The 16,838-nt window shown below is 66.2% G+C and carries 14 protein-coding genes; 11 read left to right on the top strand and 3 right to left on the bottom strand.

Going from position 1 to position 16,838, the window contains the following annotated elements; all coding sequences use genetic code 11:
* The first annotated feature begins 88 nt into the window (after positions 1-88).
* The 4 genes from wrbA to C8K18_RS01650 are packed head-to-tail and all read left to right on the top strand — an operon-like array spanning position 89 to position 3,537.
* Entirely contained in the window at positions 89-691 is a 603-nt protein-coding gene (gene wrbA / locus C8K18_RS01665; protein WP_006052419.1) for an NAD(P)H:quinone oxidoreductase, read from the top strand.
* Entirely contained in the window at positions 688-1,182 is a 495-nt protein-coding gene (locus C8K18_RS01660) for a DUF2069 domain-containing protein (protein WP_258196043.1), read from the top strand. The genes wrbA and C8K18_RS01660 overlap by 4 nt, the downstream gene beginning before the upstream one ends.
* A 58-nt stretch (positions 1,183-1,240) precedes the next feature.
* The gene (locus tag C8K18_RS01655; RefSeq protein WP_107706501.1) at positions 1,241-2,659 is read left to right on the top strand and encodes an FAD-binding oxidoreductase; all 1,419 of its coding nucleotides are present in this window, start codon (positions 1,241-1,243) and stop codon (positions 2,657-2,659) included.
* A 59-nt stretch (positions 2,660-2,718) separates the two neighbouring features.
* Complete coding sequence (locus C8K18_RS01650) at positions 2,719-3,537, top strand: metallophosphoesterase (RefSeq protein WP_107706500.1); 819 nt, start codon at positions 2,719-2,721, stop codon at positions 3,535-3,537.
* 55 nt (positions 3,538-3,592) lie between these two features.
* On the opposite strand, the gene C8K18_RS33185 is transcribed toward C8K18_RS01650, so the two are convergent.
* Positions 3,593-3,751, bottom strand: a complete 159-nt coding sequence (locus C8K18_RS33185) for a hypothetical protein (protein WP_006052415.1) — start codon at positions 3,749-3,751, stop codon at positions 3,593-3,595.
* A gap of 204 nt (positions 3,752-3,955) precedes the next feature.
* Positions 3,956-4,894, bottom strand: coding sequence for a LysR family transcriptional regulator (locus C8K18_RS01645; RefSeq protein ID WP_006052414.1), 939 nt, complete (start codon positions 4,892-4,894; stop codon positions 3,956-3,958).
* A 167-nt stretch (positions 4,895-5,061) separates the two neighbouring features.
* Here C8K18_RS01645 and C8K18_RS01640 point away from each other — a divergent pair, with 167 nt between their 5' ends.
* The 4 genes from C8K18_RS01640 to C8K18_RS01625 are packed head-to-tail and all read left to right on the top strand — an operon-like array spanning position 5,062 to position 9,979.
* On the top strand, positions 5,062-6,675 hold the full coding sequence (locus C8K18_RS01640) for an efflux transporter outer membrane subunit (protein ID WP_107706498.1): 1,614 nt from the start codon (positions 5,062-5,064) through the stop codon (positions 6,673-6,675).
* Between the two features lie 11 nt (positions 6,676-6,686).
* The gene (locus C8K18_RS01635; protein ID WP_107706497.1) at positions 6,687-8,915 is read left to right on the top strand and encodes an FUSC family protein; all 2,229 of its coding nucleotides are present in this window, start codon (positions 6,687-6,689) and stop codon (positions 8,913-8,915) included.
* A complete protein-coding gene (locus tag C8K18_RS01630; protein WP_006052411.1) occupies positions 8,905-9,105 on the top strand; it encodes a DUF1656 domain-containing protein in 201 nt (66 codons plus the stop codon). The genes C8K18_RS01635 and C8K18_RS01630 overlap by 11 nt, the downstream gene beginning before the upstream one ends.
* 13 nt (positions 9,106-9,118) lie before the next feature.
* Positions 9,119-9,979: an HlyD family secretion protein gene (locus C8K18_RS01625; RefSeq protein WP_006052410.1), complete on the top strand. Its 861-nt coding sequence runs from the start codon at positions 9,119-9,121 to the stop codon at positions 9,977-9,979.
* 36 nt (positions 9,980-10,015) lie between these two features.
* On the opposite strand, the gene C8K18_RS01620 is transcribed toward C8K18_RS01625, so the two are convergent.
* The gene (locus C8K18_RS01620) at positions 10,016-11,692 is read right to left on the bottom strand and encodes a methyl-accepting chemotaxis protein (protein WP_029967665.1); all 1,677 of its coding nucleotides are present in this window, start codon (positions 11,690-11,692) and stop codon (positions 10,016-10,018) included.
* A gap of 420 nt (positions 11,693-12,112) precedes the next feature.
* Here C8K18_RS01620 and C8K18_RS01615 point away from each other — a divergent pair, with 420 nt between their 5' ends.
* The 3 genes from C8K18_RS01615 to C8K18_RS01605 all read left to right on the top strand — a co-directional run bounded on the left by C8K18_RS01615 (position 12,113) and on the right by C8K18_RS01605 (position 16,835).
* Positions 12,113-13,402: an MFS transporter gene (locus tag C8K18_RS01615; protein WP_006052408.1), complete on the top strand. Its 1,290-nt coding sequence runs from the start codon at positions 12,113-12,115 to the stop codon at positions 13,400-13,402.
* 224 nt (positions 13,403-13,626) lie between these two features.
* Positions 13,627-15,987, top strand: coding sequence for a UvrD-helicase domain-containing protein (locus C8K18_RS01610; protein WP_107706496.1), 2,361 nt, complete (start codon positions 13,627-13,629; stop codon positions 15,985-15,987).
* 44 nt (positions 15,988-16,031) lie between these two features.
* Positions 16,032-16,835 (top strand): 5'-methylthioadenosine/adenosylhomocysteine nucleosidase, encoded by an 804-nt coding sequence (locus C8K18_RS01605; protein WP_107706797.1) that lies wholly within the window; start codon positions 16,032-16,034, stop codon positions 16,833-16,835.
* The last annotated feature ends 3 nt before the right edge of the window (positions 16,836-16,838 follow it).

Genomic DNA, 16,838 nt, shown 5'->3' with positions numbered 1-16,838 from the left:
GCGAGCCCTGGCCGAATGGCTATGAATGGCTGGGAACGGCCTCTAGAGCGGACCCAAGCCCTATAATACCCGTTCACTGATGAGGCTTATGAAAGACATTCTCGTGCTCTATTACAGCCGTCACGGCGCCACGCGCGAGCTTGCGCTGGCGATCGCGCACGGCGTCGACAGCGTCCCCGGCATGCAGGCGCGCGTGCGCACCGTGCCGGCGGTTTCCACCGTCTGCGAGGCGACGCAGCCCGACATTCCCGCCGAAGGACCGCCGTACGCCGAACTGCGCGACCTCGAGGAATGCGCCGGTCTCGCGCTCGGCTCGCCCACGCGTTTCGGCAACATGGCCGCATCGCTGAAATACTTTCTCGACGGCACCACGCCGCAGTGGCTGTCGGGCGCGCTGTCGGGCAAGCCGGCCTGCGTGTTCACGTCCACCGGCAGTCTGCACGGCGGCCAGGAGTCCACGCTGTTGTCCATGATGCTGCCGCTGCTTCATCACGGCATGCTGATCGTCGGCATCCCGTACACGGAGAGCGCATTGAGCACAACGCAAAGCGGCGGCACGCCCTACGGCGCGTCGCATTTCGCGCGCGCGGGCAGCGCCGCACAAGGCATTTCCGCCGACGAGAAAACGCTGGCCGTCGCGCTCGGCGCACGTGTCGCGCGCACGGCGGCATCCATGAGCGAAAGACCGTGAATCGCACGCTGCCGCCGTCGCCAAACCTGCACGCCGCGCTCGGCGCGACGGCTTCGCTCGTCACGCTGATCGCGTTGTCGATTGCCTGGGAAGCGTGGCTCGCGCCGCTGCGCCCGGGCGGCTCGGCGCTCGTACTGAAGGCCGTGCCTCTGCTGCTCGCGCTGCCGGGCGTGTGGCGGCGGCGTGTCTATACGATGCAATGGGCGTCGATGCTGATCCTGCTTTACTTTACCGAGGGCGTCGTGCGCGGCTGGAGCGAGCGTGGCTTGAGCGCGGGCTTCGGCTGGCTCGAAGCGATGCTTAGCGTGCTCTTTTTCGTCTGTACGCTCGCATACGTCGCGCCGTTCAAACGCGCGGCAAAAACGGCGGCAAAAACGGCGAAAGATGCGGCACGAGCGGCCGCAGGAGACGCGGAAAAAGCGGCAGCGGAAAACGTATCGAACGGCGCCGCGAAGCCGCCCCGCGAACATCCGCAAAACGCGGACGTCTGAACGTAATACGCTCGACTTGCGCATCAGCATCCGCCGCCCAATCCCGCACCCAACCGACATGACCCAATCCGCTTTCCTCACTGCCTGCCGCGACGCCATCGGCGCCGCCCATGTGCTGACCGACGCGCACGACACCGCGCCCTACCTCACCGACTGGCGCCGCCGCTACACCGGCGCGGCCTGCGCGGTGCTGTCCCCGGCGACGCCCGCCGAAGTCGCGGCGCTCGTGAAGCTCGCCGTCGAACATGGCATCCCGCTCGTGCCGCAAGGCGGCAACACCGGCCTTGCAGGCGGCGCCACGCCCGATGCGAGCGGCGCGCAGGCGGTCGTCAGCTTGCGGCGGCTGAACCGCGTGCGCGACATCGATCCGCACAACAACACCATGACCGTCGAAGCCGGCGTGATTCTCGCCGAAGTGCAAAAACGCGCCGACGAAGCCGGCCGTCTGTTCCCGCTGAGTCTTGCCGCCGAAGGCAGTTGCACGATCGGCGGCAATCTCGCGACCAACGCGGGCGGCACCGGCGTTCTGCGCTACGGCAACACGCGCGAACTCTGTCTCGGCCTCGAAGTCGTCACGCCGCAAGGCGAACTGTGGGACGGTCTGCGCGGGCTGCGCAAGGACAACACCGGCTACGATCTGCGCGATCTGTTCATTGGCGCGGAAGGTACGCTCGGCATCATCACCGCGGCGGTGCTGAAGCTGCATCCGCAGCCGGCCGCGCGCGTCACGGCGCTCGCCGCGCTCGCGTCGCCGCATGCGGCGCTCGACTTCCTGTCGCTCGCGCAACGCATCGCCGGGCCGTTGCTCACGGGCTTCGAACTGATGTCGGACTTTTGCCTGCGGCTAGTCGGCCGGCACTTCGAGCAGATGCGCTATCCGTTTGCCGAACCGCACGCGCAAATCGTGCTGCTCGAATTGTCCGACAGCGAAAGCGAGGAGCACGCGCGCGCGCTCTTCGAGCGTCTGATGGAAACGGCGCTCGAAGACGGCGTCGTGCAGGACGCGGTGGTCGCGGAAAGCCTCGCGCAATCGCGCGCGTTCTGGAACCTGCGCGAACATATTCCGCTCGCGCAGGCAGAGGAAGGCCTGAACATCAAGCACGACATTGCGGTGCCGATCTCGCGCATCGGCCATTTCATCGAGGAAACCGACGCCGCGATCGCGCAGGCCGCGCCCGGCGCGCGCATGGTGACGTTCGGCCATCTCGGCGACGGCAATCTGCATTACAACGTGCAGGCGCCGGAGGGTGTCGACGCGAAGGCGTTCCTCGCGCAATTCCAGAGCCCGATCAACGGTATCGTGTACGACAGCGTGCATCGGCATCGCGGCAGCATCAGCGCGGAACATGGGCTCGGGCAGTTGAAAATTGATGAAGCGATGCACTACAAGCAGGACGTCGAGGTCCAGATGATGCGTGCGGTGAAGCGCGCGCTCGATCCGCTGAACCTGATGAACCCAGGCAAAGTGCTACGCTAAAAGCGTGAAGCAACCGGTTGAAACCGGATGCAACCCAGCCACTCGCAGGAGCCTTCTTCGTGAAAATTCGCGTGCTGTCCGATCTGCATCTCGAGAACGACGAGCCTGAACTGATTCCGCACGCAGAAGCGGATCTGATCGTGCTGGCCGGGGACATTCACAATCACGCGGCGGGCCCGCGCTGGGCCGCGCAGACCTTCGACGGCGCGACGCCGGTGATCTACGTGCCGGGCAATCACGAGTACTACGACGGCGAGTTCGGCGCGCTCGAAACCGCGTTGTACGACGCGGCTGCTCAGGTCGACAACGTGTACGTGCTGAACAACGCCGCGCTCGTCGATCCGCAGGGACGCTGGCGCGTGCTCGGCACGACGTTATGGACGGATTTTGCGCTGTTCGGCGCGGACAGCGCGGCGCTGGAAGAATCGATGGAGGCGTCGCGGCGCGCCATGCTCGACTTTCGCGGGCCGATTCAGATCAACTGGCCGCACGGGCTGGAAAACCGCGCCGAGGACGACGCGCGCGACTTCACGCCCGGCGACGCGCTCGCGCTGCATCGCCAGGCGCGCGCCTGGCTCGAGAACGAACTGGCGAAACCGTTTGCCGGGCAGACGATCGTGGTCACGCATCACGCGCCGCATCGTTTGAGTCTCGCCGAGCGTTATGCGGAAGACCGCGTGTCCGCGGGCTTCGTCAACCATTTGCCGGAGCTAGTGCGGGCACCCGTCACGCTATGGATTCATGGGCACACGCATACGTCGTTCGACTACACGGTGAACGGCACGCGCGTGGTGTGCAATCCGCGGGGCTATTTCGAGCGGCGCAGCAGGCAGTGGGAAAATCCGCAGTTCGCGTGGGATAAGGTCGTCGAGATCTAGCGCGGCGGCGCTGCGGCCTCAAACCGCAGACCCGCCCCGCCGCAAGCGCAAACGACTACCGCCCGCTCCGCTGCTTGCCGGCTTCGGGACGCTCGATCCTGATCGGCGCAAGTTGCGGCTGCTGCTGACGCAGGCGGCGCAGCAGGTCGCGAGATGCGGCAATGCCGATCAGTCCAAACATGACGGCCACGCCGATCATCAGATGCGTATCCATGAAAATCCTCGTCCTTCGGTGATTGCGATTGCCGAACGTGGCGGCGACAACAACGCGCCGGTTTGACGCGCCGCGCATTAACCACACGGTAGCAAATCGATTCGCGCGCGGAAGTAAGGAAATGTTGCGGCGCGGCGCCGATGTAACAGCCCGCCGATTCAACCGCACGTCAGCAAACCGGACAAGCGCAGACCACTCGCCGGCTCAGGTCCGCGCGAACTGCCGCAGCTCGGCTTCGTCGACTGCGAGCGTCGCCGGAAGCTCGTCGCGCAGATGCTCGATCCACGTGCGAATCTTCGCGTCCAGATACTGGCGCGACGGATACAACGCGTACAGGTTCATCTCCTGCGAGGTGTAGTCGGGCAGGAGCCGCACCAGGTCGCCTTTGCGCAAGCCGCTGATCGCCGAGTAAATCGGAATCAGGCCGATGCCCATGCCGCTCGTCACCGCGACCGCCATCGCCTCCGCGACGTTCACCTGAAACGTGGCCGGCCCGAGCGCGATGGTTTCCTCGCCGTTGGGGCCGTCGAAGGTCCATTTGTCGGGCGGAAACACCGGCGTGACCATTTGCAGGCACGCGTGGCTCGCGAGATCGGACGGCGTTTGCGGCACGCCGTGCTTCTCCAGATAAGCCGGCGACGCGCACACGATGCTGAACGCGCTGCCCAGCCGCTGCGACACCAGTCCCGAATCCGGTAGACCCGTGGCGAGCGTCAGCGACACGTCGAAACCTTCGTCGAGCAGATCGGGCATGCGCTGCGCGAGCGTGAGCTCGACATGCACTTCGGGGTAACGTTGCTGATAGCGGCCCACCGCCGGCACGACGTAGTGCTGGCCGAAGCTCGTCATCGCGTGAACCTTCAGTTTGCCGGACGGACGCGCGTGCGCGTCGCTCGCCTCGGCTTCCGCCTGATCGACATACGCGAGGATCTGCTCGCAGCGCTGCAAATAGCGCTCGCCCGCCTCGGTGAGTGCGATACGGCGCGTGGTGCGGTTCAACAGGCGCGTGCGCAGATGCGCTTCCAGATCGGAGACCGCGCGCGACGCGTACGCGGTCGTCGTATTGAGGTGCTGCGCGGCACCCGTGAAACTGCCCGCCTCGACGACGCGGACAAATACGCGCATGTTTTGAAGCGTATCCATACCTGATCCTTATCCAGCATCCAAGCCAACCCGTCGATTGTTACACGCAATGCAAAGGCGATTATCACAATTCCCGTAAAAATCCCTTGCATCTTTACCGGTTATTCCCCAATCGATCGAAAAATATAATTGCGCGGTAGCTTCTATAGTCATTTCTGGAGGAAATCGTGCAGTCTCCGGTCGCCACGAGGATCGCCGCAGCCGCGGCTCTTACGATCCTATTAACAATTGCCGGCTGTGCAAGTACCGGAGGCATCGCCCCGCAGGCGAGCCGCACCGACCCGGCCTCGCTCGACGCGGGCAATGCGATCCGCGCGGCCGACGCCGACGCCCAGTGGCCCGCCGCCGACTGGTGGCGCGTCTATGGCGATCCGCAGCTCGACGCGTGGATCGAAGCCGCGCAGGCGAACAATCCGAGCCTCGCTGCGGCGCAGGCGCGCGTGCGCGAAGCGATGTCGATGGCGGGCGTCGCCCGTTCGGCGCTGGCTCCCCAGGTGAACGGCGATCTGTCGATCAAGCGCCAGAAGTGGGCCGACAACCTGTACTACGGTCCGGGTCCGCTCGCCGGCGAGCAGTCGTGGAACAACACCGGCACGCTCGCGCTCTCCTATCACCTCGATCTGTGGGGCAAGGACCGCAACGCCGCCGAGCGCGCGCTCGACGCCGCCCACGCGCGCGCCGCCGATGCCCGCGCCGCGCAACTCGAACTGCAAGCCAACGTGGTGCGGACCTACATCGGGATGTCGCTCGATTACGCGCTGCTCGACATCGCGCGCGCCACCTTGCAGCAACAGCAGCAAATCGCCGACCTGGCGAACCGGCGTCTGAAGGGCGGCATCGGCACGCAGCTCGAAGCGAGCCAGGCGCAAACGCCGCTGCCGGAATACGAGCGGCAAATCGATGCGCTCGAGGAAAGGATCGCGCTCGGCCGCAATCAACTGGCGGCGCTCGCGGGCAAAGGCCCCGGCGCGGGCGACTCGATCCAGCGGCCGAAGCTCTCGCTTGCCGCGCCCGCGGGCTTGCCGAGCGCGCTGCCCGCGGAACTGATCGGCCATCGGCCGGACATCGTCGCCGCGCGCTGGACGGTGGCGGCGCAGGCGCGCGGCATCGACGTCGCGAAGGCCGGGTTTTATCCGGACATCGATCTGCTCGCGTCGATCGGCGGCTATGCGGCGATGGGGCCGCTCTTCCAGTTCCTGAAGAATCCGTCGCATAGCTGGAGCGCCGGTCCGGCGCTGTCGCTGCCGATCTTCGACGGCGGCCGGCTGCGCTCGGAACTGGGCGCGGCTTCCGCCGGTTACGACGAGGCGGTGGAGAACTACAACCAGTCGATCGTCGGCGCGCTCAAAGACGTCTCCGATCAGGTGATCCGCATCCGCTCGCTGACGACGCAGGCGCGGGACGCCGAGCGCTCGGTGGCCGCCGCGCGCAAGAACTACGAACTGGCGCGCGAAGGTTATCGGCGCGGTCTCACCGACTATCTGAACGTGCTGACGGCGCAAAACCAGTTGCTGCGCGCGCAGGAAGGCGTCGCAAAAGTCCACGCGGAGCGGCTCGGCGCGCATGCGTCGCTGGTTACCGCGCTGGGCGGCGGCCTCGACGAGCCGGCGAACGGGCCGGCGGCGAACGAAACGCTGCCGGGGCATGGCAAGGGCAAGGGCGGCGCCGAGGGCAGTGTCGGCAACTCCGCTGCCGCCTCGAACGGAACCGCTGCGCCGGAGGCGGCAGGCCCGGCACCGCGCCCAGCAACAAGCCCCGCGCCCCACGCCGCAGCCGACTAAGGAAGCCCGCCATGTCAGCCTCCCCTGCTTCCGCCTCGCGCCCCCCGTCACTCGCCGCCTGGTCGCGCGCCGTGTCCGACTGGGCGCGCACCGACGGCCTCACGTGGATCTATCTCTTCAAGGCGCTGGCCGCGTGCTTCCTCGCGCTCGGCATCGCGATGAAGCTCGACCTGCCGCAGCCGCGCACCGCGATGACCACCGTCTTCATCGTGATGCAGCCGCAAAGCGGGATGGTGTTCGCGAAGAGTTTCTACCGGATCTGCGGCACGCTCGTCGGCCTCGTCGTGATGCTCGCGCTGATCGGACTTTTCGCGCAGCAGCCGGAGCTCTTTATCGCGACGACCGCGATCTGGGTCGGCATCTGCACCGCCGGCGCCGCGCGCAACCGCAATTTCCGGTCGTACGGATTCGTGCTCGCCGGCTACACGGCCGCGCTGATCGGCATCCCCGCCTCGCAGCATCCCGACGGCGCGTTTCTCGCCGCGCTCACGCGCGTCGCGGAAGTCGTGCTCGGCATCGTCTGCGCGGGCGCGGTCAGCGGCCTCGTGTTCCCGCAATTCGCCGGCTTGCAGATGCGCGGCGCGGTGCGGGCGCGGTTCTCCTCGTTCGTCGACTATGTGTCGGCGTCGCTGGCCGGGCGCATCGACCGCGCGCAGATCGAGGCGACCAATGCGCGCTTCGTCGCGGACATCGTCGGCTTCGAGGCGGCGCGCAGCGTCGCCGTGTTCGAAGGCCCGGATTCGCGGATGCGCGCCGGCCGTCTCGCGCGCCTGAACAGCGAGTTCATGACGGCGTCGACGCGCTTTCACGCGCTGCATCAGTTGATGAACCGGCTGCGCAACGCCGGCACGCATGGCGCCGTGATCGCCATCGACGCGCTGGAGCCGTACTTCAAGGAGATCGCGCCCTTGCTCGCGAAGTCCGGCGAGCCGGTGCGAAGCGCCGCCGACGCCGCGCATGCCGCCGCGCAACTCGAAGCGTACAAGGCCGAGTTGCCGCGCCGCGTGCGCGCGACGCGCGCCGCGCTCGAAACGCATCCCGACGCGCCGCTGCTCGACTTCGACACGGGCGCCGAACTGCTGTACCGCTTCATCGACGACCTGCATGCGTACGCGGCCACTTACGCGTCGCTGGCCGTCGACACCCACGCGCGCGAGCGCTGGGTCGAGCGCTACGAGCCGAAGACCAACGCGATCGCGGCGGGCGTCGCCGGCCTGCGCGCGGCGCTCGTGATGATGGCGCTCGGCGCCTTCTGGATCGCCACCGCATGGCCGAGCGGCTCGACGCTCACGCTCAACGCGGCGGCCGTGTGCGCGCTCGCGTCGTCGTCGCCGGACCCGAAACGCACCGTGTTCCAGATGGCCGGCGGGACGCTCGCGGCCTCGGTGATGGGCATGCTCGCGGTGTACGGCGTGTTTCCGCGCATCGACGGCTTCCCGCTGCTGTGCGCGGCGCTCGCGCCGTTCCTGCTGCTCGGCGTATTCATGACGACGCGGCCCGCGCTCGCCGGCTACGGCGTCGGCTACTGCATCTTCTTCTGCTTTCTCGCCGGCCCGGACAACGTGATGCATTACGACCCGACCAGCTTTATCAACGACGCGATGGCGCTCGTGCTGTCGATGCTGGTGTCGTCGGTGGCGTTCGCCGTGTTGCTGCCGCCGTCCACGCCGTGGCTGCGCAACCGGCTGCTCGCCGATCTGCGCCGCCAGGTCGTGCTCGCGAGCCGCGCGCATCTGAGCCGCGTGCGCTCGCACTTCGAGAGCGGCGCGCGCGACCTGATGTTCCAGATCAACGCGCTCGCGCAGAACGATCCGGCGGCGCGGCGCGACACGTTGCGCTGGCTGTTTTCGGTGCTCGAAATCGGCAACGCGGTGATCGATCTGCGCCGCGAAGTGGCCGCGCTGCCGGCCGATGCGCGCTACGCGAAAGCGACGCCGTGGCGCATTGCACTGCGCGCGATGTGCGACGCGCTGACCGCCCTCTTCGAACGGCCGCGCAGCGATCGCTTCGAACGCGCGCTTAAAGCGACCAGCGAAGCCATCGACGCCATGCAGGCGTTACTTACGGCGTTGGCGTTCGCCCCGCCGCGCGACGAGCGCCATCGGCTGCAACGCATTCTGAGCCAGTTGCACTTCATTCGTACCGCGCTGCTCGATCCGCAGTCGCCGCTCGAACCGTGGACGGGCGCGCGGACGGACACGCCGGCAGACGCACCCAAAGGAGTCTCACATGCCGCGTGACATTGCCGTTTTCGACGCCTATGTGCCCACGATCGTGCTGCTGTTCGTCGCGGGCGCGGCGATTACCTGGGTGCTGGATCGCGTGATCGCCTATACGGGCGTTTATCGCGTGGTGTGGCATCCGTCCCTGTTCCGGGCCAGCCTGCTCGTCTGCGTATGCGGCGTGCTGGGCCTTGCCGTTTACCGTTGATCCGAGTCGAAACATGACCATCCGAAATCTTGTTGGCTTCGTCGCGACAGCCATTGTTTTTATCGTCGCGATCCTGCTGGGGCGCGTGCTGTGGGTTCATTACATGGATGAACCGTGGACGCGCGACGGACGCGTGCGCGCCGAGATCGTCAACGTCGCGCCGGACGTGTCGGGCGCCGTCGTCGAGTTGCCGGTCAAGGACAATCAACTGGTGAGGAAAGGCGATTTGCTGATGCAGATCGATCCGTCGCACTACGAGATCGCCGTCGAGCAGGCGCAGGCCGCGGTGGCCGCGCGCAAGGCCGAATTGCAGATGAAGCGCGACGACGCGCGGCGTCGCGCGGATATGGATTCGCTCGTGGTGTCGAAGGAGAGCCAGGAAAATGCGGCGCATACGGCATCGGCCGCCGAGGCCGCCTATCAGCAGGCGCTCGCCGCGCTCGACGCCGCGAAGCTCAATCTCGCCCGCACGCGCGTCGTGTCGCCCGTCGACGGCTACGTGACGAACCTGAACGTGTTTCGCGGCGATTACGCGACGGCCGGCGCGGCGAAGCTCGCGATCGTCGACAGCCACTCATTCTGGGTCTATGGCTACTTCGAGGAAACCAAGCTGCCGCACCTGCATATCGGCGACAAGGCCGAAGTGCGGCTGATGAGCGGCGGCACGCTGCAAGGCCACGTCGAAAGCATCTCGCGCGGCATCTACGACCGCGACAATCCGCAAAGCCGCGAGCTGCTCGCCGACGTCAACCCGACCTTCAACTGGGTGCGGCTCGCGCAGCGCGTGCCGGTGCGCGTGAAGATCGACTCGGTGCCCGACGGTGTCGTGCTGGCGGCAGGCATTACCTGCACGGTGGTCGTCAAGCAGAGCTGAGCGGCGCCGCTACAAGCCCTACAAGCTCTACAAGCCCTACAAGCGGAACTTGCCGACCATCTGCTTGAGGCCGTGCGCCTGATCGTCGAGCGAGCGGGCCGCCGCGGTCGCCTGCTCGACCAGCGCCGCGTTCTGCTGCGTGCCCGAATCCATTTGCGCGACGGCCAGGTTGATTTCCTCGATGCCGGCGCTTTGCTCCGACGAAGCCGCCGAGATCTCGCCCATGATGTCGGTGACGCGCTTCACGGCCTTGACCACTTCGTCCATCGTCTGGCCGGCGTCCTGCGCGAGCGTCGAGCCGTTGCTGACACGCTCGACCGACGTGCTGATCAAGCCTTTGATCTCCTTCGCGGCGGCGGCGCTGCGCTGCGCGAGGTTGCGCACCTCGGCGGCGACCACCGAAAAGCCGCGCCCTTCCTCGCCCGCGCGCGCCGCCTCGACGGCCGCGTTCAGCGCGAGAATATTGGTCTGAAACGCGATGCCCTCGATCACGCCGATGATGTCGCCGATACTGCGCGCGCTGTCGTTGATCTCGTTCATCGTCGCGACGACGCGGCTCACCACTTCGCCGCCCTTCTCCGCGATCTCCGACGCGTTGTTGGCGAGCGTGCTCGCCTGCTTCGCGTTGTCGGCGTTCTGGCGAACCGTCGACGTCAACTGCTCCATGCTGCTCGCCGTGCGCTCGAGCGCCATCGCCTGCTGCTCGGTGCGTTGCGACAGATCGAGGTTGCCCATCGAAATTTCGCCCGAGGCGGTCGCAATCGCGTCCGCGCTCGACGCAATATCCGATACCGTGGTCGCGAGCCCGCTTTGCATGTCGGAGAGCGCGTACAGCACGCTCGACTTGTCCTTACGTCCGAGCTTGATCTGGTTCGACAGATCGCCCGCCGCGATCCGGCTCGCGATCTCTTTCGCGTAGGCCGGTTCGCCGCCCAACTGGCGGGCGAGGCGGCGCACCACCCACTCGCTGACGAACGCGGCGAGCACGATCAGCCCGACCGTCATCACCGCGAGCATCACGAACGACGAGTGATAAATGAAGCCGGACGCGTCGATGGTCGCCTTCGCGGCCGTGCCGCGTTCCGCCACGAGTTGATCGACGAGTTTTTCGAGCTTGCCGGTTTCGACGAGCAGCGACACGTCCTGCGTGCCGACCTGCCAGTTCATCTGCGAAAGGTCGAGCGGCTGCGCTTTCACGAGCGTCACGAAGTCACGCAAATGCGCGCTCCACGTCGCGACGCCGGCGGCGAATTTCTTCTGATGCTCGACGGCCTGCGCGTCGGATTTGTCCACGTACTGCTGCAGCGTGGCGAGTTCGGCGGCGAGGCCGTTCAGGCCCTTGTCGATGTCGGCGCCCAGTTCGTCGCGCTCTTTCGCGGTGGTCGCGGTCAGCAGCATTTTTTGCGCGCGGCTTGCGCGCAGCATATGGCCGCGCGCTTCCTCGGCGGCGCGGCTCGCGACGTGGCCCTGATCGTAGATGGATTGCGCGGACGCGTTCAGGCGGCTGATCTGCGTGAGGGAAAACACGCCGATTGCCAGCGTGCCGACCAGCAGCACCGCGAACGCGGCGCGCAACATGGCCTTGACCGACAGCCCCTTGAGCCGCACGACTCGCGACCCGCCACCCTTTCCCCGCGACGGCGACCGGCCGGCCGCCTCCGTGTCCGGAACGAACCCCGCGCTCTTCCGGCTGCCCAGCGGAACTGCTGACACTGCTGAACCTGCTTTCATATTCCCCGTCCCCACGTTTAAACCTGCCGCAAAGGTCTGTTCCGGCATTGCTTTTTCTCTCTCCGGGTCTACGGCATCGGCGGCCGCGATCTTTAGCGCGGTTTGCCCGATGCCGACCGTGATTCGCCCGGTCCTCGACGCGCCGCTTCGTGGGCGCGCGCCGCGCCAGTTTTATACATGGCCAAAAATCCGCCCGTTCTGATTTACAGCGATGCGCGAGGCCCGCATGACCGTGTCCGAATCGCGACAAAACTTGTCCTTACATTTCGGTCGAGCCACATTAAACTGCGACAAATAGCTGAGCACGCGCGAATTCGCGTCGTTATGCCGCAACGACGCAGACCAGGAATCGCGACGCGCCGCCAGCAGGATTGCCCCTTCCTTTCCCTTTCTTTGAAGCGTATGGAAACCAGCCTCGATAAACGCGCACTTGCCGGCGCGTCAGCCCAAACCGGCAGCGCCGCCAATGCCTCAGCCGCGTCGGCTGCCGCATCTTCAGCCGCGCAGCCGGCCGCCAAGGTTCAGCGCACGGTCTATTCCGTGCTCGGCGCGATCAGCTTCTCGCATCTGCTGAACGACATGATCCAGTCGTTGATCCTCGCCATCTACCCGATGCTGAAGGACAACTTCTCGCTGTCGTTCGGACAGATCGGCCTGATCACGCTGACCTATCAGATCACCGCGTCGCTGCTTCAGCCGCTCGTCGGCATCTATACGGACAAGCATCCGAAGCCGTACTCGCTGCCCGTCGGCATGGGCTTCACGCTCGCCGGCCTGCTGCTGATGTCGATGGCGACGAGTTTCGGCGTGCTGCTGGTGGCCGCGGCGCTAGTCGGCTGCGGGTCGTCGGTGTTTCATCCGGAATCGTCGCGGGTCGCGCGGATGGCCTCCGGCGGCCGTCACGGGCTCGCGCAGTCGCTCTTCCAGGTGGGCGGCAACGCGGGATCGTCGCTCGGGCCGCTGCTGGCCGCGCTGATCGTGATTCCGCACGGACAGCGCAGCATCGCGTGGTTTTCGGTGGCGGCGCTCGTCGCAATCGTCGTGCTGACGCAGATCGGCCGCTGGTACAAGCAGCATCCATCCGTGAAAAAGGCGCGCAGCCAGACCGCTCACGCAACGCTCTCGCGCAACCAGGTCATGTTCGCGATGAGCGTGCTGATCCTGCTGGTGTTCTCGAAGTACTTCTACCTCGCGAGCATCAACAGCTATTTCACGTTCTATCTGATCGACCGGTTCCATCTGCCGGTGCAGGCCGCGCAGATTCATCTGTTCGTGTTCCTCGCGGCCGTGGCCGCGGGGACCGTGATCGGCGGTCCGATCGGCGACAGGATCGGCCGCAAATATGTGATCTGGGTGTCGATTCTCGGCGTCGCGCCGTTCACGCTGCTGCTGCCGTATGCGAACCTGTTCTGGACGGGCGTGCTGACGGTGATCATCGGCGTGGTGCTGGCCTCGGCGTTCTCGGCGATCCTCGTCTATGCGCAGGAACTGATTCCGGGCAAGGTGGGCATGGTGGCGGGCCTCTTCTTCGGCTTCGCGTTTGGCCTCGGCGGCATCGGCGCCGCGGTACTCGGCGAACTCGCCGACGCGACGAGCATCACGTATGTGTACAAAGTCTGCTCGTTCCTGCCGTTGCTCGGCGTGCTGACGGTGTTCCTGCCGGATGTGGAAGGCAAGCGCGCGAAGGCGTGAGGGCTTTCGGTCGGACTTGTGACGAAAAGGCGCTGCGGCGCCTTTTCTTTTTTGCCGCGGCGGGCCGGACGAGGCGCTTGCCCGTTGTCGACCGGGAAGCATGCTGGCCGCGCGTCGGCTCCGGCAACGTAAAACCCAACGCGCCAAACGGTGCTCACGAGGCAAAAAAAGCAAGCGAGCGTCGGGGCATATAATGACGAACACCCCGCCGTCCCTCCGAAAAAATGCCCGATCTGCTAGCCAATCTCAACCCCGAACAACACGCCGCCGTCACGCTCCCGAACGAGCCCGCGCTGATTCTCGCCGGCGCAGGCAGCGGCAAAACGCGCGTGCTCATCACGCGCATTGCGTGGCTCATCCAGCACGGCCTCGCGTCGCCGGCGACCATCCTTGCCGTGACGTTCACGAACAAGGCCGCGCGCGAAATGATGTCGCGTCTGTCGGCGCTGTTACCCATCGACACGCGCGGCATGTGGATCGGCACCTTTCACGGCCTGTGCAACCGCATGCTGCGCGCGCATCATCGCGACGCCGCGCTGCCGGCCACGTTCCAGATTCTCGATACCGCGGACCAACTGTCCGCGATCAAGCGCCTGATGAAGGGCCTCAACATCGACGATGAAAAGTACCCGGCGAAGAATCTCCAGTACTTCATCAACAACGCGAAGGAACAAGGGCTGCGCCCGAAAGACGTCGACGCCACCGACAACTTCAACCGCAAATTCGTCGAGCTCTACGAAGCCTACGACCAGCAGTGCCAGCGCGAAGGCGTCGTCGATTTTCCGGAGCTACTGCTGCGCTGCTACGAACTGCTGGCGCACAACGCGCCGCTGCGCGCGCACTATCAGGCGCGCTTCAGACACATTCTCGTCGACGAGTTTCAGGACACCAACAAGCTGCAATACGCGTGGCTGAAGCTGCTCGCGGGCCAGACGAATTCGATCTTCGCGGTCGGCGACGACGACCAGTCGATCTACGCTTTCCGCGGCGCGAACGTCGGCAACATGCGCGACTTCGAACACGAGTTCAACGTCCGGCATCTGATCAAGCTCGAACAGAATTACCGCTCGCACGGCCATATTCTCGACGCGGCCAACCAGTTGATCGCGAATAATTCGCGGCGCCTCGGCAAGAATCTGCGCACCGACGCCGGTCACGGCGAGCCGGTGCGCGTCTACGAGGCCGCGACGGATACTCAGGAAGCCGGCTGGATCGTCGAGGAAATCAAGGCGCTCATCAACACGGGCACATCGCGCAGCGAAGTCGCCGTGCTTTATCGCAGCAACGCGCAGTCGCGCACGATCGAGCACACGCTGGTGAATGCGGGCATCGCGTATCGCGTGTATGGCGGTTTGCGCTTTTTCGAGCGCCAGGAAGTGAAGCACGCGCTCGCCTATCTGCGCCTGATCGACAATCCGAACGACGACACCGCGTTCGCGCGCGTCGTCAATTTTCCGACGCGCGGCATTGGCGCCCGCTCGATCGAACAACTCGCGGACGCGGCGCGGCTCTACAACTGCTCGATGGCCGCGGCGATTCCGTATGTCGCCGGCAAGGCGGGCTCGAGCCTCGCGGCCTTCGCGAACCTGATCGGCAAGATGCGCGCGGAAACGCAGCAGATGAGCTTGCCGGACACCGTCGAATACGTGGTGCGCGCAAGCGGCCTCGCCGACTTTTATCAGAACGAGCGCGAAGGCCAGGATCGGCTGGAGAACTTGCAGGAACTGGTCAACGCCGCCGCGGCGTTCGTCAGCGAAGAGGGCTACGGCATGAACACGCCGGCGCGCTCCATTCCGCTGCGCCCAGGCGCGACGGCCGCGCCGGAACTGGCCGTCGCCACCGACGACCCCAACGTCGTCGTGCTCGACGCGCCCGGCATTGCCGACCCCGCGCAAAACCCCGACACGATGACGCCGCTCGCGGGCTTTCTGTCGCATGCGTCGCTCGAAGCCGGCGACAACCAGGCGCAGGCCGGCCAGGAAGCCGTGCAACTAATGACCGTGCACGCGGCGAAGGGTCTGGAATTTACCGCCGTCTTCATCACGGGACTCGAAGAGGGGCTGTTCCCGCATGAGAACAGCGCGATGGAGTCGGACGGTCTCGAAGAAGAGCGCCGCCTGATGTACGTCGCGATCACGCGCGCGAAAGAGCGCCTGTATCTGTCGTTTGCGCAAAGCCGGATGCTGCACGGCCAGACGCGCTACAACATCCGCTCGCGTTTCTTCGACGAATTGCCGCAGGAAACGCTCAAGTGGCTCACGCCCAAGGTCGAGGCGGGCGCGCGCTGGGGCGGCCGCTCGGACAACGCGGGCTATGGGCGCGACTGGTTCGCGCGGCCCGACCGTCAGCAGGGCTATGGCGGCGCATCGACGGCGGCAGCGCCCTTGCCCGCTTTCGCCAATGAGCAGCGCGCGGCGGAAGCCGGTTTTCGCGTCGGCCAGCAGGTGTTCCACACGAAGTTCGGCGAAGGCACGATCACCGCGCTCGAAGGCGGCGGCACCGACGCGAAGGCGCAGGTCAAGTTCAAGCGCCACGGCGAGAAATGGCTCGCGCTGGCGGTTGCCAAATTGCAGGCGGTTGAGTGAGCGGCGTCGACGGCGGCGAGCGCACCGCGCAGGCTGGCGGTCCGCTGGAGGATCCGCAAGGGGCTAATGCACAGGTTACGCACCTTGCGCAACGCCCGCTCGGCGTGCTCGCGGCCTTGCCGCAGGAACTCGGCGACCTGATCGAGGGGATGCGCGCGGAATCCGGCGTGCGTACTGTGATCCACGGCCGGCGCGATTATCACGTCGGCACCGTCCACGGCGTGCCGTGCGTCGTGACGTTGGCGCGCGTCGGCAAAGTCGCGGCGGCGGCCACGGTCAGCGCGCTGATTCATGCATTCGATGTCGAGGCCGTCGTCTTCACCGGCGTCGCGGGCGGTGTCGGCGAACAGGTGCGGGTCGGCGACATCGTCGTGGCGAACGCGCTGTTGCAGCACGATCTCGATGCGTCGCCGCTCTTTCCGCGCTTCGAGGTGCCGCTCCTCGGCATGTCGCGCTTCGCAGCGGACGCGGCGCTCGCCGCGCAACTCGCGCAAGCCTGCGAGCGTTTCATTGCGGACGAAGGCGCGGCGTCGGCCGCGCGTTTCGGCACGCGCGAGGCGCGCGTGCATCGAGGGCTGATTATCAGCGGCGATCAGTTCGTCGCCAGCGCGGCGGGCGTGCGCGCGTTGCGCGACGCATTGCCTGACGCGCTCGCCGTCGAGATGGAAGGCGCGGCGATCGCGCAGGTCTGTCACGAGTACGGCGTTCCGTGCGCGGTCGTGCGAACCATCTCCGATACCGCCGACGACCACGCGCCGGCGTCGTTCGTGTCGTTTCTGACGGAGATCGCCGGCACGTATTCGAATGCGATCCTGACGCGCTTTCTGAAGGCGCGCGGCGAGCGCTGAGTC

The organism is Paraburkholderia sp. GV068, from assembly GCF_003058125.1.
Classification (GTDB): domain Bacteria; phylum Pseudomonadota; class Gammaproteobacteria; order Burkholderiales; family Burkholderiaceae; genus Paraburkholderia; species Paraburkholderia graminis.
Note: the sequence above shows the minus strand (reverse complement) of the source record. Positions and strands in the feature narration are given on the sequence as shown.